24 protein-coding genes are annotated in these 22153 nt (G+C 69.4%); 11 read left to right on the forward strand and 13 right to left on the reverse strand.

The annotated features are described in order from the left end of the window. Positions 1-159: 159 nt before the first annotated feature. Entirely contained in the window at positions 160-882 is a 723-nt protein-coding gene (locus ACZ7SW_RS00005; protein ID WP_470228228.1) for a VIT1/CCC1 transporter family protein, read from the forward strand. A 50-nt stretch (positions 883-932) separates the two neighbouring features. Here the strand turns inward: ACZ7SW_RS00005 and ACZ7SW_RS00010 are convergent, their stop codons facing one another. After that, the gene (locus tag ACZ7SW_RS00010) at positions 933-2390 is read right to left on the reverse strand and encodes a peptide MFS transporter (protein ID WP_470228229.1); all 1458 of its coding nucleotides are present in this window, start codon (positions 2388-2390) and stop codon (positions 933-935) included. 287 nt (positions 2391-2677) lie between these two features. Between ACZ7SW_RS00010 and nhaA the strand changes: the two genes are divergently transcribed. Genes nhaA through ACZ7SW_RS00025 form a run of 3 tightly spaced genes read left to right on the forward strand, consistent with a single transcriptional unit; the run spans position 2678 to position 5356 of the window. Further along, the gene (gene nhaA, locus ACZ7SW_RS00015; RefSeq protein WP_470228230.1) at positions 2678-3862 is read left to right on the forward strand and encodes a Na+/H+ antiporter NhaA; all 1185 of its coding nucleotides are present in this window, start codon (positions 2678-2680) and stop codon (positions 3860-3862) included. 59 nt (positions 3863-3921) lie between these two features. Beyond that, positions 3922-4419, forward strand: a complete 498-nt coding sequence (locus tag ACZ7SW_RS00020; protein ID WP_116204929.1) for a phage holin family protein — start codon at positions 3922-3924, stop codon at positions 4417-4419. A 19-nt stretch (positions 4420-4438) separates the two neighbouring features. Continuing rightward, entirely contained in the window at positions 4439-5356 is a 918-nt protein-coding gene (locus ACZ7SW_RS00025) for an alpha/beta fold hydrolase (protein ID WP_470229209.1), read from the forward strand. 207 nt (positions 5357-5563) lie between these two features. Here ACZ7SW_RS00025 and ACZ7SW_RS00030 read toward each other — a convergent pair whose 3' ends face one another. Genes ACZ7SW_RS00030 through nth form a run of 4 tightly spaced genes read right to left on the reverse strand, consistent with a single transcriptional unit; the run spans position 5564 to position 8751 of the window. Beyond that, positions 5564-6748, reverse strand: a complete 1185-nt coding sequence (locus ACZ7SW_RS00030; RefSeq protein ID WP_470228231.1) for a MarP family serine protease — start codon at positions 6746-6748, stop codon at positions 5564-5566. A 7-nt stretch (positions 6749-6755) separates the two neighbouring features. Continuing rightward, complete coding sequence (locus tag ACZ7SW_RS00035) at positions 6756-7472, reverse strand: NUDIX hydrolase (protein ID WP_116205794.1); 717 nt, start codon at positions 7470-7472, stop codon at positions 6756-6758. Further along, on the reverse strand, positions 7469-8071 hold the full coding sequence (locus tag ACZ7SW_RS00040; protein ID WP_470228232.1) for a TlpA family protein disulfide reductase: 603 nt from the start codon (positions 8069-8071) through the stop codon (positions 7469-7471). The genes ACZ7SW_RS00035 and ACZ7SW_RS00040 overlap by 4 nt, the downstream gene beginning before the upstream one ends. Then, on the reverse strand, positions 8068-8751 hold the full coding sequence (nth, locus tag ACZ7SW_RS00045) for an endonuclease III (protein WP_470229210.1): 684 nt from the start codon (positions 8749-8751) through the stop codon (positions 8068-8070). The genes ACZ7SW_RS00040 and nth overlap by 4 nt, the downstream gene beginning before the upstream one ends. Positions 8752-8988: 237 nt before the next feature. Between nth and ACZ7SW_RS00050 the strand changes: the two genes are divergently transcribed. Continuing rightward, positions 8989-9240, forward strand: coding sequence for a hypothetical protein (locus ACZ7SW_RS00050; protein WP_037369289.1), 252 nt, complete (start codon positions 8989-8991; stop codon positions 9238-9240). 159 nt (positions 9241-9399) lie between these two features. Further along, the gene (locus ACZ7SW_RS00055) at positions 9400-10074 is read left to right on the forward strand and encodes a Crp/Fnr family transcriptional regulator (RefSeq protein ID WP_009084463.1); all 675 of its coding nucleotides are present in this window, start codon (positions 9400-9402) and stop codon (positions 10072-10074) included. 422 nt (positions 10075-10496) lie between these two features. Here ACZ7SW_RS00055 and ACZ7SW_RS00060 read toward each other — a convergent pair whose 3' ends face one another. After that, on the reverse strand, positions 10497-11654 hold the full coding sequence (locus tag ACZ7SW_RS00060; RefSeq protein ID WP_470228233.1) for a glycosyltransferase: 1158 nt from the start codon (positions 11652-11654) through the stop codon (positions 10497-10499). A gap of 92 nt (positions 11655-11746) precedes the next feature. On the opposite strand from ACZ7SW_RS00060, the gene ACZ7SW_RS00065 reads away from it, so the two are divergent. Both ACZ7SW_RS00065 and dnaN read left to right on the forward strand, forming a co-directional pair. Further along, on the forward strand, positions 11747-13006 hold the full coding sequence (locus ACZ7SW_RS00065) for an MFS transporter (RefSeq protein ID WP_470228234.1): 1260 nt from the start codon (positions 11747-11749) through the stop codon (positions 13004-13006). Positions 13007-13171: 165 nt separating this feature from the next. Further along, positions 13172-14245: a DNA polymerase III subunit beta gene (dnaN, locus tag ACZ7SW_RS00070; RefSeq protein ID WP_470228235.1), complete on the forward strand. Its 1074-nt coding sequence runs from the start codon at positions 13172-13174 to the stop codon at positions 14243-14245. A gap of 870 nt (positions 14246-15115) precedes the next feature. Here dnaN and ACZ7SW_RS00075 read toward each other — a convergent pair. The 7 genes from ACZ7SW_RS00075 to ACZ7SW_RS00105 all read right to left on the reverse strand — a co-directional run bounded on the left by ACZ7SW_RS00075 (position 15116) and on the right by ACZ7SW_RS00105 (position 19586). Further along, positions 15116-15370 carry a glutaredoxin domain-containing protein gene (locus ACZ7SW_RS00075; protein ID WP_470228236.1) on the reverse strand — a complete coding sequence of 85 codons (255 nt, stop codon included), beginning with the start codon at positions 15368-15370 and terminating at the stop codon, positions 15116-15118. After that, positions 15367-16143 carry an MBL fold metallo-hydrolase gene (locus tag ACZ7SW_RS00080; protein ID WP_470228237.1) on the reverse strand — a complete coding sequence of 259 codons (777 nt, stop codon included), beginning with the start codon at positions 16141-16143 and terminating at the stop codon, positions 15367-15369. The genes ACZ7SW_RS00075 and ACZ7SW_RS00080 overlap by 4 nt, the downstream gene beginning before the upstream one ends. Beyond that, on the reverse strand, positions 16144-16968 hold the full coding sequence (locus ACZ7SW_RS00085) for an NUDIX hydrolase (RefSeq protein ID WP_470228238.1): 825 nt from the start codon (positions 16966-16968) through the stop codon (positions 16144-16146). It lies immediately after the preceding gene. 135 nt (positions 16969-17103) lie between these two features. After that, positions 17104-18291: a hypothetical protein gene (locus tag ACZ7SW_RS00090; RefSeq protein ID WP_470228239.1), complete on the reverse strand. Its 1188-nt coding sequence runs from the start codon at positions 18289-18291 to the stop codon at positions 17104-17106. A 38-nt stretch (positions 18292-18329) separates the two neighbouring features. Next, on the reverse strand, positions 18330-18959 hold the full coding sequence (locus ACZ7SW_RS00095; RefSeq protein ID WP_452081657.1) for a hypothetical protein: 630 nt from the start codon (positions 18957-18959) through the stop codon (positions 18330-18332). Further along, a complete protein-coding gene (locus ACZ7SW_RS00100; RefSeq protein ID WP_116205785.1) occupies positions 18959-19414 on the reverse strand; it encodes a RidA family protein in 456 nt (151 codons plus the stop codon). Before ACZ7SW_RS00100 ends, ACZ7SW_RS00095 begins: the two co-directional genes overlap by 1 nt. Before the next feature lie 10 nt (positions 19415-19424). Then, positions 19425-19586, reverse strand: coding sequence for a DUF4177 domain-containing protein (locus ACZ7SW_RS00105; RefSeq protein ID WP_020664158.1), 162 nt, complete (start codon positions 19584-19586; stop codon positions 19425-19427). Positions 19587-19727: 141 nt separating this feature from the next. Here ACZ7SW_RS00105 and ACZ7SW_RS00110 point away from each other — a divergent pair, with 141 nt between their 5' ends. The 3 genes from ACZ7SW_RS00110 to bagB are packed head-to-tail and all read left to right on the forward strand — an operon-like array spanning position 19728 to position 22121. Continuing rightward, a complete protein-coding gene (locus ACZ7SW_RS00110) occupies positions 19728-19976 on the forward strand; it encodes a hypothetical protein (RefSeq protein WP_470228240.1) in 249 nt (82 codons plus the stop codon). A 22-nt stretch (positions 19977-19998) separates the two neighbouring features. Further along, positions 19999-21003 (forward strand): ATPase BagA, encoded by a 1005-nt coding sequence (bagA, locus tag ACZ7SW_RS00115; protein WP_470228241.1) that lies wholly within the window; start codon positions 19999-20001, stop codon positions 21001-21003. Beyond that, positions 21003-22121: an ATPase BagB gene (gene bagB / locus ACZ7SW_RS00120; protein WP_470228242.1), complete on the forward strand. Its 1119-nt coding sequence runs from the start codon at positions 21003-21005 to the stop codon at positions 22119-22121. Before bagA ends, bagB begins: the two co-directional genes overlap by 1 nt. Positions 22122-22153: the final 32 nt, after the last annotated feature.

Here is a 22153-nt window from a genome sequence, read left to right on the forward strand (position 1 = left end):
CACAACTCGTCGGGCACCAATCGTCGCGACAACTCGTCCATCACAAGTCATGATCATGCTCGCACCTCAACCGCCATCCAAGTGAGACACGCTCTTAACCGCATTCCAGCACCTTGGGAAAATGTCGCGCGGAAACAATTTCCGTGATTGACTGAAGCGGTGACCGAAACGATGGGCGACGCGGTGCACGCGCACGAACCGCACGACGACCTCGGCGGCAAGCTGAACTGGCTGCGCGCCGGGGTTCTCGGCGCGAACGACGGGATCGTGTCCGTCGCGGGCATCGTCGTGGGCGTCGCCGGAGCCACCGCGGACAGCACCACGATCCTCACCGCCGGAATTGCCGGGCTCGTCGCAGGCGCGTTTTCCATGGCGGGCGGGGAATACGTGAGCGTGAGCACCCAGCGCGACACCGAACGCGCGCTGCTGCGGCTCGAGAAGCACGAACTGAAAACGATGCCGGAGGCCGAGGAACGCGAACTCGCGCAGATCTACGAGGACAAGGGCCTCTCGCCGGAGCTGGCGAAACAGGTCGCGCGCGAGCTGACCGAAAAGGACCCGCTGCAGGCGCACGCGGAGGCCGAACTCGGCATCGACCCGGACAACCTGACCAGCCCGTGGCAGGCGGCGTGGGCGTCGCTGCTGGCGTTCTCCGTCGGCGCGCTGCTGCCGTTGCTGGCGATCGCCTGGACGTCGGTCAGCGTCCGCGTCTGGGCGTGCGCGCTGGCGGTGGTCGTCGGCCTCACGCTCACCGGTTTCGTGAGCGCGAGGCTCGGCAACGCGCAGGTGGGGCGCGCGATCGCCCGCAACGTCGGCGTCGGCGCCCTCACCATGCTCGTCACTTACTTCATCGGGGTGCTTTTCGGCACCACCGTCGGTTAGTGCCCCGGGCCCCGTCCCGCCACCACCCTCAACGGAGCGGCTGCGCCGCGCTAGTGCACACCCCGCATCAACTTGCGGATGAAGGGAATCAGCGCGAGCAGCACCACGCCGACCACGATCGCGGTGCCGCCGATGATGCTGAAGTACGGCACCTCGTCCTTCGGGTCGTAGGACTGCGCGAGCTTGCCCGACATCGCCGTGCCCAGTGACACCGAAAGGAAGTTCAGCGCCACCACCTGCGTGCGGAACGCCTTCGGAGCGAGCTTCGTCGACAGCGACAGCCCGACCGGCGACAGCATCAGCTCGGCGATCGTGAACACGAGCAGGATGCCGGCCAGCGCGATCAACGGGCTGCCGTTCTGGCCGGTGTGCGCCATCGGCAGGAACAGCAGGAACGCCGCGCCCATCAGGACCGTGCCGAGCACGAACTTCATCGGCGTCGACGGCTGCTTCGGCCCGAGCTTCGTCCAGATCGCCGCGATCACCGGGGCGAACACGATGATGAAGACCGGGTTGATCGAGTTCACCCACGACACCGGCATCGTCCAGCCGAACAGGTCGCGGTCGAGCCGCTGGTCGCTGTAGACCGAGACGACCGTCGCCTGCTGCTGGTACAGCGAGAAAAACGCGGCGCTGGCGATGTACATCGGGATGAACGACAGCACCCGGCTGCGCTCGTCCGAGGTGATCTTCTTGCTGGTCAGGATCGCGACGAAGTACACCACCGAGATCGCGACGACCACGTAGACCACGACGTCGGCGAGGTTGTCCGGGGTGACCACACCGGACATGATCAGCGCGACGACCGCGGCGATGATCACCACGGCCACGCCGATCACGAGCGCGCGCTGCGTGGACGGCAACGGGTTCGGCACCTCGGACGCCTTCGCGCCGAGGTTCTTCCGCCCGATCGTGTACTGGATCAGGCCGAGCGCCATGCCGACCGCGGCGAGCCCGAAGCCGAGGTGGAAGCCGCCGTTCTGCTGGGCGAGCCCGGTCAGCAGCGGGCCGATGAACCCGCCGATGTTGACGCCCATGTAGAAGATCGTGAACCCGGCGTCGCGCCGCTCGTCGCCCTCGGCGTACAGCGTGCCGACCACGGAAGTCGCGTTGCCCTTGAGCCCGCCGGACCCGAGCGCGACGCACGCGAGACCCACGCCGACGCCGGTCAGCCCGGGCAGCAAGGCCAGTGCGATGTGCCCGATCATCACGACGATGGCGCTGTAGAACAGCGTGCGTTCGGAGCCGAGCAGCCGGTCGGCGATCCACGCGCCGACGACCGTGGCGAGATAGACCGTGCCGCCGTACGCGCCGACGATGCCGAGCGCGGCGCTCTGGTCGATGCCGAGGCCGCCCTTGTCAGCCTGGTAATAGAGGTAGATGGCGAGGATGCCCTGCATCCCGTAGAAGGAGAAGCGCTCCCACATCTCCACGCCGAAGAGGTTCGCCAACCCCCTTGGGTGCCCGAAGAATCTGGTGTCGGCCTGGGCGTCGATAGGGGTGCTCACTACTGCCTCGTCCCTGTCTTCAACATCATTGTCGTTCTCTCCTCGCATGCTAGAAGGCGAACAGGTGAACGAAAAACCGGCGCCAGTATGGACTAGACAACTTGGCCGACGCGACCGGCTGACCTGCGTTTGCGCGCAGCGCCGAGCGATGCGAGCGTCATCGGGCAGCCGCCGTTTGCCGTTCGTCACAACGGCCGGTAATCGGCGACTGCGGACGGTAAACTGGACCTCGGTGTGCCGGGAAGTCTGGTCGGCGGGAGATCCGCCGTCCCCACAAGGAGTTTTTCGTGACCCCAGCCCGCGCCGTCGCCGAATTCGCCCGTTTCCTCCGCACGGAAACCACTGGCGGGCTGATCCTGCTCGCCGCCACCGCGGTCGCGCTGATCTGGGCCAACTCGCCGCTCGCACCGGCTTACGAGGCACTGCGCGATTTCCGGATCGGCCCGGAGTTCCTGCACCTCAACCTCTCTCTCGGGGACTGGGCGAAGGACGGCCTTCTCGCGCTGTTCTTCTTCGTCGCCGGGCTTGAACTCAAACGAGAACTGGTGGTCGGCGAGCTGTCCCGGTGGCGGCAAGCGGTCTTGCCGGTGATCGCCGCGGCCGGCGGAATGGTCGTGCCCGCGGTGCTCGCGCTGTCGATCGCCTGGGGCGCCCCGGAGGCCGACCGGGCGTGGGCCATCCCGGTGGCCACGGACATCGCGTTCGCGCTCGGCGTACTCGCGCTGACCGCGTCCAACCTGCCCAGCAGCGCGCGGGTGTTCCTGCTTTCCCTTGCCGTGGTGGACGACCTGGGCGCGATCCTCGTCATCGCGATCCTCTTCACCAGCAGTTTCAACCTGATCGCGGCGGCGGTCGCGGTGGTCGCGCTCGGGCTTTACGCCTTCCTGCAGCACAAACGCGTCCGCACGCCGTGGCTGTACGTGCCGCTCGCGCTGATCACCTGGGTCGCGGTGCACTCGGCGGGCATCCACGCGACGATCGCCGGCGTCGCGCTCGGGCTGCTCACTCGCGTCCGCGAGGACGAGGGCGAGGAGGAAGCACCCGCGGTCCGGCTCGAACACCGCCTGCAGCCGTGGTCAGCGGCGGTCGCGGTGCCGGTGTTCGCCTTGTTCGCCGCGGGAATCTCGGTGAACGGCGAGGCGCTGTCGACGGTCTTCACCACCGCGTTGCCGCTGGCTGTCCTTATCGGACTGGTCGTCGGGAAGTTCGTCGGCATCTTCGGGGCGAGTCTGCTGGCAGTGAAGCTGCGCGTGGCGGAAAAGCCCAGCGAGATGAGCTGGCGAGACGTGGCCGCGCTGTCCGTTCTCGGCGGCGTCGGGTTCACAGTCAGCCTGCTGATCGCCGAACTCGCCCTGCCCGCCGAAGCGGCTGAAGTGGCCAAGGCGGCGGTCTTGATCGCGTCGGCGATCGCCTCGCTGACGGCGGCCGTACTGCTCTTGCGGCGCAGCCGAGTACACGCGAAGGCGGCTTGATCCCGACACTCCCGCCAGTCCGTCGCGCCTCTAGTACGGCCACGTGGCACGATGACCCAGTGAGCAGCCCCAAACACGAGCGCACCAGCCCCGACGGCGTGGGGGCCGTGCCGTACCTGCCCCTGTCCAGCGACGAGGAAGCCGCGGCGAGCGAGCAGTCCATCGGCAAGCTCGTCGGCGACGCCACCCAGCACCTGTCGACGCTGGTCCGCGCCGAAATCGAGCTGGCGAAAGCCGAGCTGGCGCAGGAAGCGAAGAAGGCGCTCAAGGGGACAGTCTTCTTCCTGATCGCCCTCACCGTCTTTCTGTACAGCACCTTCTTCCTGTTCCTGCTGATCGCCGAAGGCCTGTCGGACTGGTGGGGCATCCGCTGGCCCGCGTTCGCGACGGTCTTCGGCCTGATGCTGGTCACCGTGGGCGCGACCGCGTTCCTCGGCTGGCGCAAGGTGAAGAAGCTGCGCGCGCCGGAGCGCACCATCAGCAGCGTCAAGGAGACGGCTGAGGCGTTCAAGCGCAAGCCGGCCGAAGACGACGACCTGCCCTCGACGCAGGGCTGACGCCAGCCCTCGCGCGGTGGTGGAGCTGACGCCGGACCCGTCGAGCGTGCGGGTCGACGGCCCGTGGACGCATCGCGACGTCTCGGCCAACGGCATCCGCCTGCACGTAGCCGAATGCGGCGAGGGTCCGTTAGTGCTGCTCCTGCACGGCTTCGCCGGCTTCTGGTGGACCTGGCGCCACCAACTGCCCGCACTGGCCGACGCGGGTTTCCGCGCGGTAGCGGTAGATCTGCGCGGCTACGGCGACTCAGACAAGCCCCCACGCGGCTACGACGCCTGGACCCTGGCCGGCGACGTAGGCGGCCTGATCAAGGCCCTGGGCGCCCGCCGGGCACACCTAGTCGGCCACGCCTGGGGCGGCATGCTCGCCTGGACAGTCGCCGCTCTGCACCCGCGTCTCGTGTCGTCGGTGACCGCGATCGGTGCCGCACACCCGCTGGCTTTCAAGTCCGCTGTGAAACGCACCAGCAGCCAGATCCGAGCCGTCGGCCACCTCTTCCGGTTCCAGGTACCGATGGCCCCGGAGAAATGGCTAACCCGCGACAACGCGGCTGCTGTAGAAGAACTGTTCACCAAATGGTCCGGCGAGACCTGGCGATCCTCTTCGGACTTCACCGAGACGATGCCGCCCTTCCGCCAAGCCATGCTCGTCCCAGGCGTCGCACACTCCGCCCTGGAGTACTACCGCTGGGCCTTCCGAGCACAATTCCGCGGCGAAGGCAGACGCTTCACCGACGCGGTCGACGGCCGCGTCATCGCCCCCGTACTGCAACTCCACGGCGCGGACGACACCTGCATCCTCCCGGAAACCGCACTGGCGTCAGTCCGCTGGGCAGGCCCCCACAGCGAACCCCAAATCTGGCAAGGCATCGGCCACTTCCCCCAGCTAGAAGACCCGGCCAGAGTCACCAAGTCCGTAGTGGACTTCGTGCGCTAAAACCCCGCCCAACAGCAACCGACGCACCCAACAATCGGTGCACCCAGCCCCTCCCCCGCACCCCGATACGAAGCCTCCCTGCAGTCTGGGGTTGCTTGTCAAGGCATCTTTCCCGCCTTGACAAGCAACCCCAGACCGTCAGCACAATCAAGCTTCGGGGTGCCCCACGCAACCGACTCCGCAATGTCGCCGCCAGGCGACGAGCAATCAATTAGCGCAAGCCCCAGTCCCAACCCGCCCAGTCTGCGACGGAGCAGCATCGACCTCACCCCGCACCTGATCCGCGGTCAACGTGAACCCAGTCTCCGGATCCTCCACCGCAGCCCCGAAAACCACCCCGACAACCTCCCCGTCCGGAGTGATCATCGGCCCCCCGGAGTTCCCGCTCCGCACCGTCCCCCGAACAGTGAACACATCCCGCTGCACGGTATTAGCGTCATAAATATCCGGCCCGCGCAAATTAATCCGCCCCCGAACCCGAGCCGGGGTAGCCGTATACGGCCCATCCAACGGATACCCAAGGACCACCGCGTTATCCCCAGCCTTCGCGGTCTGCGGCGCGAACGGCAACACCGGAGCCTTCAACCCAGGAACCGCCAGCACGGCAACATCGACCTCCGGATTGAAATACACCACCCGAGCCCGATAGTCCCCCGAAGTCGACTCGATCCCGACCTCGTCAGTCCCCGCCACCACATGCGCGTTGGTCATAACCCGCTGCGGCGCAACCACAAACCCACTGCCCTCAAGCGCCCGAGAACAAGACGGCGCGTTCCCCCGGATCTTCACCACACTGGGATGCACCCGCTTAGCCACCGCGGACACATTAAGCGAATTATCCGGCGGCGGCGTATCCGCCGAGGGCGCCTTCTCAAACGGCGACAACGCGGACGGGAACCCAGACGCATCCAGCAATTTCCGCAAATCGCTAGGCAGCCCCTGAGCCTCGGCGGGCATCAGGTCATTGACCTTGCCCAGCACCACCGAAGAGTTGATCGACTTCGCCAGCCCGGGAATCGAAGACACCGTGGTGAGCGGATTCGCGACCAGCCAGGCGACCACGAACACCGCGGCCGCCTGCAAGATCGCACCCAGCGTCTTGTCGATGCCGGAAAGCTTGTCCGGATTGATCTTCTGCCGCAGCTTCCGCCCGGCCCACACGCCGAGCGTCTCGCCGAGCACGATCAGGAACACGACCACCGCGAAGGCGAAAGCGACCTTCGCGACCGGGCTGTCGAAAAGGCTGATCACGAACGGCGCCAGCTTCACCCCGGCCACCGCGCCGAGCGCGACGCCCACGAGCGCGGGCAGCGCGACGATCACGCCCTGGAACGCGCCGGAAACCGCCGCCATGACCGCGAGCAGCAGGACGACGACATCGACCCAGTTCACCGCGCCGTCACTCCTCGATACTGCCGTCCCGGGCCGCCGACCGGCCCTGATGTTCGGCCCACGCTACGTCAAGCTCGCGCACATCGCCGGTGTCCCACGCCCGCTCCCAACCGCCGAGCGAAAGCAGCACGGACAGCAGACCAGCGGTGAAGCCCCACACGAACAGGCCGTCGACCGTGAAGGCCGGCCCCCGCCACGACGCGTCGCCGCGACGGACGGTGAACCGGTTCGCCGGATCGGCGAGATCGGCCAGCGAAACCCGCGCGACCGCCGCTGTCTCGCCCGGATCGACCGCGCGCACCGGCGACGGCGTGTGCCAATGCGCCAGCACCGGCGTGACCGCGAACCTCGACACCGGCACGAAGAGCTCCGGCAGCACCGCGACCGGCAGGATCCCGGACGGGTCGACGCCGGTCTCCTCTTCGGCCTCACGCAGCGCCGTGCCGACCGGGCCGTCGTCGCCGTCCTCCGCGCCGCCGCCGGGGAACGAAACCTGCCCGGCGTGCGAGCCGAGCGTGTCCGCGCGCCGCTGCAACAGGACGTCCGGGCCGTCTCCGCCAGGCCGTTCGCCGAACAGGATCAGCACCGCGGCGGCGCGGGTGAGCAGGTCTTCCGGCGGGCTGAACCGGGTGAACGTGCGGCTGTCGACCTCGCCGGACACCTTCACCAGCGGCCGCAGCCATTCCGGCACGGCTTCGGGTTCGACGAGCGGTCCGGTGGTCATGAGTAGTCCTTCACAGCAGCGCGCACCTGGTCAGTGTTGTCGAACAGCCGCGGGTTCGCGATGAACCGGACCTGGCCGTCCGCGGTGACCAGGTACGACGCGGGCAAGGACGAGGGCGCCTTGAGCGCGGTGCGAATGGGACCGGTCTGGCCGTCGCCGTCATACAGCGACGGAAGGTGCACGCCGAGTCGAGCGAACAGGCCGAGCCCGTCCGCGGCCGGGCTCGCGACCTGCACGCCGACCACGCGCACCGCGCCGGGCTCAGCGGCGTACTTCTGCAGCACCGGCAATTCGGTGCGGCACGGCTGGCACCACGACGCCCAGACGTTGACCAGCACCGGACCGCCGCCGAAAACCTTGCCGACGTCCACTCGGGACCCGTCGCCGAGGCAGTCCGCCTCGATCCCGGAGAGCTGCCCGACCTCCTTCGCCGAGGCGGGCGGGCAGGCCTGGAGCTTCGCCGCCGCTCGTGCGGCAGTGAGGTCACCGGACGCGGGTGGCGCGGAAGTCCCATCGCCGCCGCGAAGCGTCAGCACCGCGACCAGCGCGGCAACCGCCAGCACCGCGACTCCGAGCGCCCATTTGGTGACTGCAGTCACCCGCGCGCCGCCAGCTCGAGGATGTGGTCCTTCTCCGGGCCTTTGACGAGCTTCGCGGCGACTTCGAACTCAGTGGGCCCGATGCCGAACGACGGGCAGTCCTTGCGCAGCGGACACGCGCCGCAGGCCGGTTTCCGGGCGTGACACACCCGGCGGCCGTGGAAAATCACGCGGTGGGACAGCATCGTCCACTCTTTCCGCGGGATCAGTTCGCCGACCGCGTGTTCGACCTTGACCGGATCCTCTTCAGCGGTCCAGCCCCAGCGCCGCACGAGACGGCCGAAGTGGGTGTCCACTGTGATTCCAGGCACGTCGAAAGCGTTGCCGAGCACGACATTCGCGGTCTTGCGGCCGACACCGGGCAGCGTGACGAGGTCGTCCAGTTTCTTCGGCACCTCGCCGTCGTAGCGCTCCACGAGCGCCGCGCCGAGACCCATCAGCGAATTGGCCTTGGCCCGGAAAAACCCGGTCGTGCGCAGGTATTCCTCGAGTTCGGCGCGCTCGGCCCCGGCGTAATCGGCCGCGGTGCGGTACTTCGCGAACAAAGCGGGCGTGACCAGGTTCACCCGCACGTCCGTGGTCTGCGCCGACAACACCACCGCGACCAGCAGTTCCAGCGGATTCGTGAAGTCCAGCTCGGCCTTCGCGTCCGGATAGACCTGGTCGAGGCAACGTTTCATCCGCCGGGCGCGTCTCACGAGGGCGAGCCGGCTTTCGTCGCGGTCCGCGCGGGGCCCGTTCGGGACAACAGGGGGCACCCCGATAGCCTACGGGCGAGTCGGACGAGCCGGTCGGGAGCATCCGCCGGTGGACGGCCGAACCGCCAGAGCACCACCTCTGCGGGCCGCGCGTCCGCCCTGAGCGAGGATCTGGAGATCCATGACCGAGTGCGTCACCGAAAACAGCGGAGCTGTGGCATGACCGTGTGGTTCGTGATCTTGGTCCCGCTGGTGATCATGTTCTTCGCGTTGTTCATGGAGCGGGTCGAGAGCAGGCTCAAGCACGTCGCGGTGCAGGAGAACGAGGTCGAGGAGTTCCTGGAGCAGGCTCAGCCCAACGAGGTCAGGGCCCTTTACGGGCACGGGATCGGCCGCGCGCTCGAGCTGTTCCGGCTTCGCCGGCTCGGCGGACGGGCAGCCAGGCTACGCGCGCGCAAGGTGCGGAGTTAGGCTGCGCAGTCGGACGTGATCGTTCCAGGCAGCCGCGCCGGGCGCGGCGAGCCGACGAGCGATCTGCCCGACACGCCCTAGACTGACGCGAAAGTGATCGGCGACACTGCCTTCGGCCTGCGAAGGAAGTGATCGTTTCTCGACGAGGAGGCACCCGAGGTGGACGAAACCCTGGCCCGTGCGGGCATTTTCCAGGGTGTGGAGCCGGCAGCGGCGGAGGCGCTGGCCCAGACCTTGGAATCCGTGGAGTTCCCCCGCGGCCATGTCATCTTCAACGAGGGCGAGCCGGGCGACCGGCTGTACATCATCCAGTCCGGCAAGGTGAAGATCGGCCGCAAGTCCCCGGACGGCCGCGAGAACCTGCTGTGGATCGCCGGTCCGTCCGACATGTTCGGCGAACTGTCCATCTTCGACCCCGGCCCGCGCACGTCCGGTGCCACGACGGTCACCGAGGTCCGCGCGGTCACCATGGACCGCCCGGCGCTGCGGCAGTGGATCGCCACCCGCCCGGAGATCGCCGAGCAGCTGCTGCGCGTCGTCGCGCGCCGGCTGCGCCGCACGAACAACATGGTCGCGGAACTGATCTTCACCGACGTCCCCGGCCGCGTGGCCCGTGCGCTGCTGCAGCTGGCGCAGCGCTTCGGCAGCCAGGAGGCGGGCCTGCTGCGGGTCACGCACGACCTGACGCAGGAAGAGATCGCCCAGTACGTCGGCGCGTCCCGCGAGACCGTCAACAAGGCACTGGCCGACTTCGCCCACCGCGGCTGGCTGCGGCTCGAGGGCAAGAGCGTCCTGATCCTGGACCCGGAGCGGCTCGCTCGTCGCGCCCGCTGAGCTTCCCCCGAGCGGGTTAATCCGCACGGGTTTTTCGAAGGCCACCTCCTACTGGGGGTGGCCTTCGTGCGTGCGTACCGGACTATCCCCCACAAGAGCGGCATTCCGCCGCGGCCCCGTGTCGCGGCCGGGTTTTGCCTCGTCGAGGCGGGAAAATGACAAGGAGCCGGGCGCCACCCCCGACGTGGCGCACCGGCTCCTCGCCTGCGCACGGATCATCCCCCGACGACCCGCGCTCCCCGCCCTCCGGACCAGGCCCCGACCCATATGCCGGAGGGAGCTGGGTGCTGCAGTGCTGTCCAGCCCGCAATGGGCTGTCGTTCAACCATCACGGCCAAAACTCACGAATTCAAGGCCATTCACCCTCAAGGACGCCAAGACCGCGTCTTCGTTGCACTAGTTCACGCAGAATCCAGCTGGTGTTACCGGATCGAGACCTCTAGTTCGCGCAACCGCGCAACCACTTCCGCAGGGGCGGGTTGCTCGGCGATCTGGGCGGCGAGGGCCTCAGCGGATTCCCGGTACGTCCGGTCGGCAAGCACTGTGCGGACCGCGTCGAGAATTCCGTCGCCGGAGTCGACCACGATTCCGGCTTCCGCCGCCTGAATCTGCGCGGCTACTTCGAAATGATCAGAGGCCAACGGCAAAACCACCGTCGGCACCCCGTGCGCGAGCGCTCCGAGAACGGTCGCCGAACCGCCATGGCAGACCACCGCGTCGACCGCGGGCAGCAGCTGCGCCTGCGGCACGAACTGCTCGATCCGCACGTGGCCCGGTTGCTCGCCGAACCGGCCGACGTCGCCGTCCTGGCCGATCGTCACCACGACGTTCACCGGCTCGTCGCGCAGCGCGGCCACCATTTCTTCCAGCACCCCGGGCCGCGCGTTGTGGGTGGTGCCGAGGGTGACGTAGACGGTCCGGTCGTAGGGCAGCCCGTCGAGTACCGCCGGACGCGGACCGGGCGTTGGCACCACATCGGCAGGCTGAAGCGGCCAGCGCGTCGGGTACTCCCAGGCGACGCCGGCCGGGCTCAGCCCCTCGGGCCAGAAGTCCAGGTAAGGCACGGTGTCGCGCGGCGGCAACCCGTCGAGGCCACGCTGCCGGACCAGGCCGTTAGCGACTTCCCAGGCTCGTTCCATCGTCGCGGCGGACTTCGGCGGGCCGATCGCGTGCATCGCGTACGGCACGCCGACCAGGCACGCAGCCATCACCGCCGCGCGTTCGGCGAGATTGGCGATAACGAGATCCGGCCGCCAGTCGCGGACGAACTCGACCATGTCGTCGAGCCGCTCGGCCGCGCCGAGGCCGACCATGTACTCGGCGACCAGGTGGGAGAGCCGCTCGTCGGCGGTCATCCCGGCCATCTCCTCGCGGGCTCGCTGCCATGTCGCGGCCGCTGTGGCAGGGTCGCTCGGCCGCCCTACGGAGACGGCCTGCAGCCCGGTGTTTTCCAGGTACCGCATTGCTTCCGGGCCGGTCACGAACGCGACCTCGTCCCCAGCGGCTCGCGCGGCCCGCGCGAGCGGCAGCATCGGCGCGATATGGCTGTACCCAGCTCCCGAGGAGAACATCAGCCGCATCGCGCGAGCGTACTGACTGACCCGATCGGGCGTGACCAAGACGACCAGAAAATTACTGGTACCTCCGTACCAATTTCGCCATACTAGTACGCGTGTCCCAGTCTGCCCACTCCGAAGGCCGCACCACGCTCGCCGACTACCGCTCCGCGCTGACCGCCCCCGGCTCGCGCGGCCCGGTCATCGCGTCGATCCTGGCCCGGCTCCCGATCGCGATGATCGGCATTTCCGCCCTGCTCTACGTGCAGCGCGAAACCGGTTCGTTCGCCGCGGCCGGGCTGGTCTCGGCGAGTTCGCTCGCCGGGGTCTCGGTGGGCGCGGTCGTGCAGGGCAGGCTGATCGACCGGTTCGGGCCGAGCCGTCCGCTGCTGATCGTCGCCGCCGTGTTCGCGCTGTCGATGGCGTCGCTCGCGATCGCGATCGAGGCACGTCTGCCGACGTTCGCGCTGATCCCGCTGGCCGCCGCGACCGGGCTTTCGGAGCCGATGGTCGGCTCCGCGTCGCGGGCGCTGTGGACGAAAATCCTGCCGGAAGGACCGGCGCGCAACGCCGCGCTGTCGTATGAGGCGATCAGCATGGAGGTCTTCTTCATCCTCGGCCCCGGCATCGCGGGCCTGCTGGTCACCGCGCCGTGGGCGGGCACCGGGATGGTCGTCGGCTCGATCACCATGGTCACCGGCGCGGTGCTGTTCGCGCTGAACCCGACCGTGCGCGCGTGGGGTCCGGCCCCGAAGGCCAAGACGCCGCTGCTCGGCGCGCTGGCCAGCCCTGGGATGCGGACGCTTGCGTTGGCAGCACTCGGTTTCGGCGTGGTGATCGGGTTCGTGGAGGTCGCGGTGCCCGCCGCCGCGACGGAATCCGGCCACCCTTCGCTGAGCGGTTTGCTGCTGTCGGCCTGGTCGTTGAGCTCGGTGGCGTTCGGCGTGGCTTACAGCCTGCACCCGTGGCCGCGCCGGCTTGGCCTGCGCCTGCCGGTTCTGCTGGGCGGCTTCGGGGCTTTCGTTGCCCTGCTTGCCCTTCCGTCGAGCCTGTGGGCACTGGCGCTGCTGATGTTGCTGGCCGGCGCGATGATCACGCCCCAGTCGACGACCCACTCCGCGGCGATCGAGGTCGTCGCCCCGCGCGGCACCGCGGCGGAGGCGTTCGGGTGGGTCCTCACGGCGGTCACGCTGGGTCTTGCGGCCGGGCAGTCGGTGAGCGGTTACCTCGTCGAGCATTCCGGGACCGCTGCGGCTTTCTTGGCCGCCGGGGTGGCTGGGGTCGCGTTGGCCGGGGTGGTGTGGCTGCTGCGCGGGACCGTGCGGGCTGCTTCGCCAGCGCCTGCTGACGGTGCTCTCGTTGGGGCTGCTGGGTAGGGGTTTCCGAAACTCCGTACGGTTGCGGGCGGATTTTCGGGAACCTCCGCCGCGGGGCTGTCCGAGCCTTCTCGCCCGCTGACAGTACCGTCTCCTCCTGGGCGTTTCCGCAGCTCAACGGCTCCGGTCCCGTTTTTGTCGGTGGTCGCCGTTACGTTGCGTGGCATGGATCTCACTTCCTTCGTGCGGCCGCTAGCGGCCGTCGTGACCGCCGCGGCCCGACTCCTCTCAAAGCAAGCTCGCCTGCGCTTACGGGCGAGTGCTGACGGTCTCGTGGTGTCCGGAAACGACCGCGACCTGGCCGTCCAGTTGTCCTGCCCAGCGACGACGCATCTCGACGGCGAAGTCGTAGTGCCAGCCGCGCCTTTCGCCGAGACGGTCCGCATGCTGGATGTCGACCAGGTCCGGCTGGCCGTCGAAGGAACCCGCCTCGCGATCCGAACGGACAACGCCCGCTTCGCCCTGCCCCTGCTCGACCGCGATCTGCTGCACGATCCAGCGCCGCCACCCCTACTGTCCAAAGTAGACGGCACGGCCCTCGGCGCGGCTCTGCGCACCGTCGCCGGCACCGCCGCGAAGGACGATCCGCTCCCGGTCTTCACCGGCGTGCGCGTGCAGTCGATCGGCGATGAGCTGTGCCTGACAGCTTCGGACCGCTACCGGATGGCCGTAGCGCGCCTGCCGTTACAGGACGTCCGAAAGCCCATCGACGTCTTGGTCCCAGCCACCTTGCTGACCGAAGCCGCCCGCCACAGCGCCGGTGCGATGGGACTGCACGCCGACACCGGCCACTTCGCCCTGAGCTGGCCCGGCGGCACCGTGACCACGGCAGTCCTGGACGCGAGCTTTCTGTCCGCGGACGCGATCCCGTCCAACGCGATCGACACGGAAGTCGAGGTGGGTGCCGACGAGCTAGCCGCCGCCATCCGCCGAGTCGGCGTCTACTCCGAGGACCGCCGCGTCCTGACCCTGGAAGTCGGCGATGCGCACCTTCGCCTGGCCAGCGCCCGGCAAGACACCGGCGAGGCAGAGGAACTCCTGAAAGCAAACGTTTGCGGTGGCCGCACGTCACCGTCCTTCCAGGCCCGGTACCTCCTGGACGCCCTCGCTCCGTTCGCTGGAGACCGGGTACGACTGGCAATCCAGCAGGGACTGCGAGCGTGCGTCCTGACCCCGGCGGACGAGGAGGGGCGGGAGGTGGGATTGAAGTACTACTTGATGCCAATGCTGCCTCGGTGACCGATGCTCGCTGAGCCCTGTCCGAGCCGGATCAAGCGCCGACGGCCACTTCGCACCGGGCGGGGTGCGGGGTGCGGGCCAGGCTCGTCGCAGTCCGGCCGCGCAGTGCCGGGGCTGATTGCGGGTGCTGCCGGAGCGAGCGGGAGCTACGCCGGATTCGCCTGGGCGGGCTGGATTGGCTGGGTGAGCCGGGCAGCGCGAAGCTCACTCACACCAGGCCGCGGGCCAAGCCAAGCCGCCCTGGGTTGGGTCGCCTATGGCTGAGCTGAGCCGCACGGGTTGGGCCGAGCCAAACCGCGCCGGGCAGATCCGGGCCAGGCCACACCGAGCTGAGCTGAGCTGGGCCGGGCTGGGCCACGCCGGGCCGATCCGAGCCAGGCCACGCTGAGCCGGGCCAGTCCAGCCACACCGAGCTGGGCCGGGCTGAGCCAGGCCACGCCGGACTGCGCCGGGCGGGGCGGGGCCACGCCGGGCCGGGCCGGGCTGAGCCGGGCTGGGCCACGCCAGGCTGAGCCGCGAGCGTGACTGAGCCGCATCGCCCTGAGCTGGCCGGACCGTGCCGAGCAGGGCAGGCCTAGGCCAGGACCCGCCGCAGGCTGGGCGAAGTCGCGCCAAACCTGGCCGCGAGGAGGCAGCTGCGAAGCGCCGTGCCTAACAGCGCGAAGCTTGGCCGGAAGCAGCGGCACCGACGGGCACCCGGCGGCGGGTAGCTCCTTCTCCCGCCTGCGGAGCCACCCAGCCCCATGGCACCCCGAGCAAGCCGGGAGCTATCCGCGCCCCTAAGCCGGGAGCCATCCGGACCTCTCCGGCGCACCCGCAGCACCCCCACGGGAGCGCCAGGAAGCCGCCCCAGCGCGCCCGGAAGCGTCCTCAGGCAGCCGTCTCCGCTGCCACCGCGGCCTTGACCTCGTCGAAAGTCGGGTTTACCAGCGCGGTCGACCCGACAATCACCGTCGGCACCGTCTCGTTCCCGTTCGCCACCGCGCGCACTCGCTCGGCCGCGCCCGGCTCTTCCCAGATGTTGATTTCCCGGACCGGCAGGCCGCTTTCCATCAGTGGCCGGCGCAGGGCCGAGCAGAATCCGCAGCCTGGTCGCCAGTAGAACTCGACCTCGAGGTCACTCATTGTCCGTCCTCCGAAGAAGCCCGTAGATAGTCCAGTTGTGCGCGCACACTCGCCTCGGCCGGCGCCCACAGCGCGCGATCGACGTCGGCGTAGACGACCTCGACCACTTGCCGCGGCGTCGCGTCTTCGCCGAGCGTTCGCAAGGCGGAACGCACCTGATCCAGGCGCTGTTCCCGGTGCGCCAAATACTCCCGTGCGGTCGCGGGCAGATCCGGCAGCTCCGGGCCGTGGCCGGGCAGTCCGGGGGTGCCTGCGGGCAGTGCGATCAGTTTGCGCAGCGAGCGTAGGTAGTCACCCAGGTCGTGCAGGACCGTCGTGCCTCGGCCGAGGATCGTGTCTCCGGTCAGGATCTGACCCCCGACCAGCAGCGATACCGAATCGTCGGTGTGCCCGGGAGTGTGCAGGACAGTGAAGTCCAGGCCACCTGCGGCGATGACATCGCCATCGGCGAAGGGGGGCGCGTCGATGCAGAGGGAAGCGTCGAAAGCCCGGACGGGCGCGCCCGTTTTCGAAGCGAACCAGGGCGCGCCTTCGGCGTGATCCGGATGGTGGTGCGTAAGCAGGATCAGCTCGACGGGACCGATCGCGGCGAGTTTTTCCAGGTGGTCCAGATCGTGGTAGCCGGGGTCGACGACCACGGACGCAGTGGCGTCACCACCGCGCAGCACCCAGGTGTTGGTTCCCTCCAACGTCATCGTGGACGGGTTGTTCTCCAACAGCACCGACGCGGTCTCGGAAACACGGCGCAGCACGCCATAGGCAGGAGCGGTCACTCAGGACTCCGAAGTATCGAGGACAACGCGGATGTTCTCGCCGTCCCGGACAAGGGTCGGCACGGTCTTCACGATCTCGCGCGGCTCCGCGAGCACCGCGTCGGCCCCGGAAAACTCGGCGAGTTCGACGAGCGTCAGCCAGGTCGGCGGCATGAGCGTGCGACGGCCTTCGCGCGCGTCCGCGACTGCCTCGGCGGGCGGTTGCCAACCGGCGGCAGCAGCTTCGGACGTCGCACCGTCCGCGCGCTGGCCTTCGGGCAGTTTCGCGACGAAGAAACGGGTGTCGTATCGACGCTGTTCCTGCGGCGGCGTGACCCAGTGCGAGTACGGGTGCAGCAGGTCCGCGCGCAAGGTGAGCCCGACGTCGGCGAGGAATCCGGCGAGCGAGATTTCCCGTGATTCCAACGCTTTCCGCGCTTCGTGATACGGCGCGACGTCAGCGACCACCGCGTCTTCGGTCCCGGCCAGCAGCACGCCGGACTCCTCGAACGTCTCCCGCACCGCGGCGCACACGAGCGCGCGGGCGAGGCTTTCGTCGCAGGTGAACTGTTCGGCCCACCACGACGGCGGCGGCCCGGCCCATGCCACGGAAGCGTCGGCGTCGCGCGGGTCCACCCCGCCGCCAGGAAACACAGTCATCCCGCCGGCGAAGGCCATGCCCATCACGCGGTGCTGGAGGAACACCTCCACGCCGGGCGAAGTGTCCCGCAGCAGGATCACCGTGGCGGCGTCCTTCGGGGTCGCCGGCGGGCCATCCGCGTTGTCCCGGATCGCGATGCCGGGACGGGCGGGGATGTCGAAAACGAATTCACGCGGCCGTTCCACCCGGGCAACATACCTCGCAATCCGTACGCGTCGCGGATTACTTGTGTCACCTCAAGACAGTCCGCGCGGACCGAAAAGACAGTGAAGGGCCCCTCGCCGGAATCGCGAGGGGCCCTTCACCGAACCACAGTGGCGTCAGGACCAGTGCTGGTCCCCGCCGGAACGGGACGCGCCGTTGAGCCGCAACCGGGCGGCTTCGGCACGCTCGCGCTCGGCCAATTCCTCGTGCAGCTCGCGCAACAAGGCACGGTCGCGTTCGGACAGGCTCGGGTCGTCCAGATCCAGCGCGGGCAGTTCGACCACCTCGTGCATGCTCGGCTTGCCCGCGGCGATCTCACGGCCTTTCTCCGGATCCTCGGCCAGCGCGCGCCGCAGCTGCGCCACCTCGGACGGAGTCAGGTCCGACGTGCGCTCGGCGCGCGTCTCCGACCCGGCCGTCCGCGGACGCTCCGAAGACGCGGCGGGCTCAGCCGCCGGCTCCGGCATCGCGACCGGCTGTGCGGGCACGGCCTGCACGATCGGCACCACGGGCGCGACCGGCACCACCGGCTCGGCGGCGGCCACCGGTTCCGGTTCGGGCTGCCGATGGCCGTGGCGGCTCGGTGCTTCCGAGACCGGTTCGGGCACCGGAGCCGGAGCGGGCGCCGGGGCGCTGCGCTGCGGCGTCGGTTCCGGCCGGTAGTCCGGGGCCGAACGAGTGCTGCCGGTGACCCACACCGGGCTCGCGACAGCACCCGCGGCCTGGTGGTAATCCGACTGCGGGATCCCCGGACCGCTCACCTCGACGACCGAGCGGATGCCCGCCCGGCGCAACGCGGTGTCGACCCGGAAAGCGACCGCGGGCGGGTTGCCCTCCGGACCCAGCTCGACCAGCACGACCCGCTGCGGCAACGCGCCCGGCACGCTGCCCGCCGGGGTGTTGCGCCACACCGCGTGCACGGAACGCACGTCGGGCAGCACCTGCAGGGTGCGGTCGAGCGCCTCGGCTAGACCGAACTCGGGCTGGTTGTCGCCCGTGAACCGGTGCGTGTGCATCGGCTCGTGGTCGGTGACCAGCAGATCGTTCGCGAGCGTCGCGTCCGACCGGCTCATCTCGAGAACCAGCGCCAGCTCGCGCTGTTCGGCCTCGCTCACCGGGATCCGGCCCGCGATCAGCGTGCCGGTGGTGAGTTCCACCGCCTCGTCGATGTGGGCCCGGGCGATCAGTTCCCGCGCTTCGGTGAGCGCGCTGTCATCGATGCGGCCCGCCAGGGCCAGCAACAAGTTATGCAGGCGCAGGGGCACCGAGAACCCGTCCATCGGGCCGTCGTGAACCTCCACCATGGCTCTGCTCCTCCCAGCTCGCCTGGCGGCAACGAGCGTTAAGCGGCGACAAGTCGATGACCGGCGCCCGCGGCGCCTACGCAGACCAGCTCGGACTCGGCGAGCGCGGCCCGGTGGTACCCGGGAAGGTCGAAGCGCGGCGGGATGACCTCGACGCTGGGTTCCTCGTCTCCCATGACCCGCAGCACCCGCTGCAGTTCACCGGTGAGCCGGGGCTGTCCCGCGGTCGCCGTCACCAGCAGGACACGCTTCGCCCCGCTCTCGCCGGCGGTGCCGAGGCGCCGCCAGCTCTGCCGTACTTCCCCCACATCCGCGCGTCCACGCAACGTCGCGTGGAGCAAGACGGACACAGAGTCGACGGAGTTCACCCATTCGGGCGCACTCTGCGTGAATGTGTACCGGGTCTCGGTGACGTCGTCTACCCCCAGGGTGGAACTCACCTGGTGCCAATCGGCGCCGTGCGGGATCAGACCGGCCACGAGCAGGCGGTACTCCGCCTGGTCCAAATCGATCCTGTGCTTGAGCAAAGACCTCGGCAGGGTCCGCGCGAGCGTCCCCATCGCGCCTTCGCCGAGCCAGTCGCGAAACCGCCACAACAGCTGATCCGGCGTGCGGCCGGCGAGCCGCAGCAGCAGTTCGTGCAGGGACTGTTCGATGTCGGGGTCCATCACTCCACCTCCACGATCAGTTCGACTTCCACCGGCGACGCGATCGGAAGCTCCGCGACGCCGACAGCCGACCTGGCGTGCACCCCGGCGTCGCCGAAGATCTCGCCGAGCAGCTCGGACGCCCCGTTCACGACCGCGGGTTGACCGGTGAAGCCCTCCGCGGAGGCGACGAAACCGACCACCTTGACAATCCGGACAACAGAGTCAATGCCGACGAGGGCGTGCACCGCGGCCAGCGCGTTCAGCGTCGCCGTGCGGGCGTGGCCCTTGGCTTCCTCCGGGCTGACCTCGCCGCCGACCTTGCCGGTCGCGGCGAGCGCGCCGTCAACGAAGGGCAGCTGGCCGGAGGTGTAGACGTGCGAGCCGGTGCGCACGGCCGGCACGTACGCGGCCAGCGGTGCGGCGACTCCGGGCAGTTCGATGCCGAGCTCGGCGAGCCGGTCGCTCCAGGTCAACGCCGCCCCCTCAGCTCTTCGGCCGCTTCAGGTACGCGACGTGCTGTTCGCCGCTCGGGTTGGGCAGCACGGTCACCAGCTCCCAGCCGTCCTCGCCCCACTGGTCGAGAATCTGCTTCGTGGCGTGGATCAGCAGCGGGACGGTGGCGTACTCCCATTTGGTCGCACTCATGACTCGGGAGCGTAACCAAGCGGGCAAGGCCCCTCCGGACCGCGGCCGCCGAAAGCCCGTCACCCGTCCAGGGGTGCGCCTGGCTAGACCGGGTGAGTGTGGGTCACTTCACATCCGATCGTCGCTCGCTAGCGTGGGCGCGTGGAGACCTGGCGGATCGTCGCGACCGTGGTGCTCGCCGTTGCCGGACTGCCGCTCGTGCTGGCCGTGATGGCCAAGACCCGGGACCGGGTCAACGATTCGGGCCAGGTGGCGATCGCCGGCGCGGTCACCCTCACCGGGCTGATCGTGGTGGCAGTGCTCACGCTGACCGTGCTGCCCGCCCTGGTGACCTGGATCGTCGTCGCGGTGGTCGCGGCTGCGGTCAGCGTCATGATGCTGGCCAGCTGAGCACCGGTTTAGTGTTGAGCATGTGACCACACCCTCCGCCGGCTGGACCGACGAGCTCGCCAGGGCCCGGCTGCATTTCGTCACCGGCAAGGGCGGAACCGGCAAGACCACGCTCGCCGCGGCGCTGGGTCTCGCGCTGGCCGCGGGCGGGCGCCGGGTGCTCTTGATCGAGGTCGAGGGCCGCCAGGGCATCGCGCAGCTCTTCGACACCGAGCCGCTGCCGTACGCGGAACAGCGGATCGCTTCGGTCCCCGGCGGCGGCGAATTGCGCGCGCTGCACATCGACGTCGAAGCGGCGCTGCTCGAATACTTCGAGATGTTCTACAACCTCGGTTTCGCCGGGCGGACGCTGCGCCGGATGGGGGCGATCGAGTTCGCCACCACGCTCGCGCCGGGCCTTCGCGACGTGCTGCTCACCGGGAAGATCAAGGAATGCGTCGGGCGCACGGAATCCGACGGACGCCACACCTACGACGCGGTCGTCGTCGACGCGCCGCCGACCGGGCGCGTGGTGAAGTTCCTCGACGTCACCAAGGCTCTCACCGACCTCGCCAAGACCGGCCCGATCCGCGGCCAGGCCGACGGCGTCGTCCGGCTGCTGCATTCCGGCGAGACCGCCGTGCACCTCACCACGCTGCTGGAGGAGATGCCGGTGCGCGAGACCGTCGAGGCGGTGGCTGAGCTGGACGGTGCCGACCTGCGCCCGGGCGCGGTGCTGGTGAACCGGGTCCGCCCGCCACGGCTGCCCGCGCGCTCGGTGACCGCGGCCGCCGACGGCCGGGTGGACGCCGACCGGGTGCGCTCCGGCCTCGCCTCGGCCGGGTTGAACCTGCCGGAGGCGACGCTCGACGGGCTCGTGGAGGAAACCGTGGAGCACGCCGTCCGCGTCGCCGCCGAACAACGGGCCCGGGAACAACTCACCGAGGCCGATCTGCCGACGCTGGAGCTGCCGGACCTCACCGACGGCGTCGATGTCGCCGCGCTCTACGAACTCGCCGAAACGCTGCAGGAACAGGGGGTGCGCTGATGCCCGCCGACTCGAAGCTCGACGTGGACGCCCTCCTCGACGACCCGGCCAGCCGTGTGATCGTGTGCTGCGGTTCCGGCGGCGTCGGCAAGACCACCACCGCCGCGGCGCTCGCGTTGCGGGCCGCCGAACGCGGCAGGCAGACCGTGGTGCTCACGATCGACCCGGCGCGCAGGCTCGCGCAGGCGCTCGGGCTGCGCGAACTGGGCAATCACCCGAGGCAGGTGCAGGTCGAGGGCTTCGAGCCCAAGGGCGAACTGTGGGCGATGATGCTCGACATGCGTCGCACGTTCGACGACATGGTGCGCGTGCACGCCGGCCCGGAGCGGGCCGAGCAGCTGCTGCAGAACCCCTTCTACCAGACCATTTCCACGTCGTTCTCCGGCACGCAGGAGTACATGGCGATGGAGAAGCTCGGGCAGCTCGCGGCGACCGACGAATGGGATCTGATCATCGTCGACACGCCGCCGAGCCGGTCCGCGCTCGACTTCCTGGACGCGCCGACCCGGCTGTCCACCGCGCTCGACGGCCGGATGATCCGGCTGCTCACCGGCCCCGCGAAGGCAGGCGGCTGGGGGCTGCGCAAGGTGGTCAGCGCCGGGTTCTCGATGTTCGCGAAGGCCGTCTCGACGATCATCGGCGGACAGCTGCTCGCCGACGCGTCAGCGTTCATGCAGGCCTTCGACAGCATGTTCGGCGGCTTCCGCGAACGCGCGCGCAAGACCGCCGAGCTGCTGCGGTCGTCGGGCACCTCGTTCCTCGTGGTGGCCGCGCCGGAGCCGGACGCGCTGCGCGAGGCGTCCTACTTCGTCGAGCGGCTCGCCGGAGAATCGATGCCGCTGGCCGGTCTGGTCGCCAACCGCACGCATCCGGTGCTCGCGCCGCTGTCCGCGACCGAAGCGCTGACCGCCGCCGAGTCGGTGCAGAACGCGCCGCTCGCCGAGGCCGTGCTGCGGCTGCACGCCGACCGCGTCGCGCTGGCCGAGCGCGAAAACCGCCTGCTGGCGCGCTTCACCCGCGCGCATCCGGAAGTGCCGCTGACCCGGGTGCCCGCGCTCGCCGGTGACGTGCACGACCTCGAGGGCCTGCGCGACATCGGAGCGAAACTGACGTCGTGAGCGGCGACGCCGGTGCGGACCGGCATCGCCAC

It is taken from the genome of Amycolatopsis sp. NPDC114484 (assembly GCF_055633755.1).

What these genes read in the sequence shown, in the direction of transcription:
- ACZ7SW_RS00060 (WP_470228233.1), bottom strand. Translation starts at nt 11,654, where the DNA reads ATGCGGCTGATGTTCTCCTCGGGAGCTGGGTACAGCCATATCGCGCCG.
- ACZ7SW_RS00095 (WP_452081657.1), bottom strand. Translation starts at nt 18,959, where the DNA reads ATGGACCCCGACATCGAACAGTCCCTGCACGAACTGCTGCTGCGGCTC.
- ACZ7SW_RS00050 (WP_037369289.1), top strand. Translation starts at nt 8,989, where the DNA reads ATGACCGTGTGGTTCGTGATCTTGGTCCCGCTGGTGATCATGTTCTTC.
- ACZ7SW_RS00035 (WP_116205794.1), bottom strand. Translation starts at nt 7,472, where the DNA reads ATGACCACCGGACCGCTCGTCGAACCCGAAGCCGTGCCGGAATGGCTG.
- ACZ7SW_RS00075 (WP_470228236.1), bottom strand. Translation starts at nt 15,370, where the DNA reads ATGAGTGACCTCGAGGTCGAGTTCTACTGGCGACCAGGCTGCGGATTC.
- ACZ7SW_RS00105 (WP_020664158.1), bottom strand. Translation starts at nt 19,586, where the DNA reads ATGAGTGCGACCAAATGGGAGTACGCCACCGTCCCGCTGCTGATCCAC.
- dnaN (WP_470228235.1), top strand. Translation starts at nt 13,172, where the DNA reads ATGGATCTCACTTCCTTCGTGCGGCCGCTAGCGGCCGTCGTGACCGCC.
- nth (WP_470229210.1), bottom strand. Translation starts at nt 8,751, where the DNA reads ATGAAACGTTGCCTCGACCAGGTCTATCCGGACGCGAAGGCCGAGCTG.
- ACZ7SW_RS00090 (WP_470228239.1), bottom strand. Translation starts at nt 18,291, where the DNA reads ATGGTGGAGGTTCACGACGGCCCGATGGACGGGTTCTCGGTGCCCCTG.
- bagB (WP_470228242.1), top strand. Translation starts at nt 21,003, where the DNA reads ATGCCCGCCGACTCGAAGCTCGACGTGGACGCCCTCCTCGACGACCCG.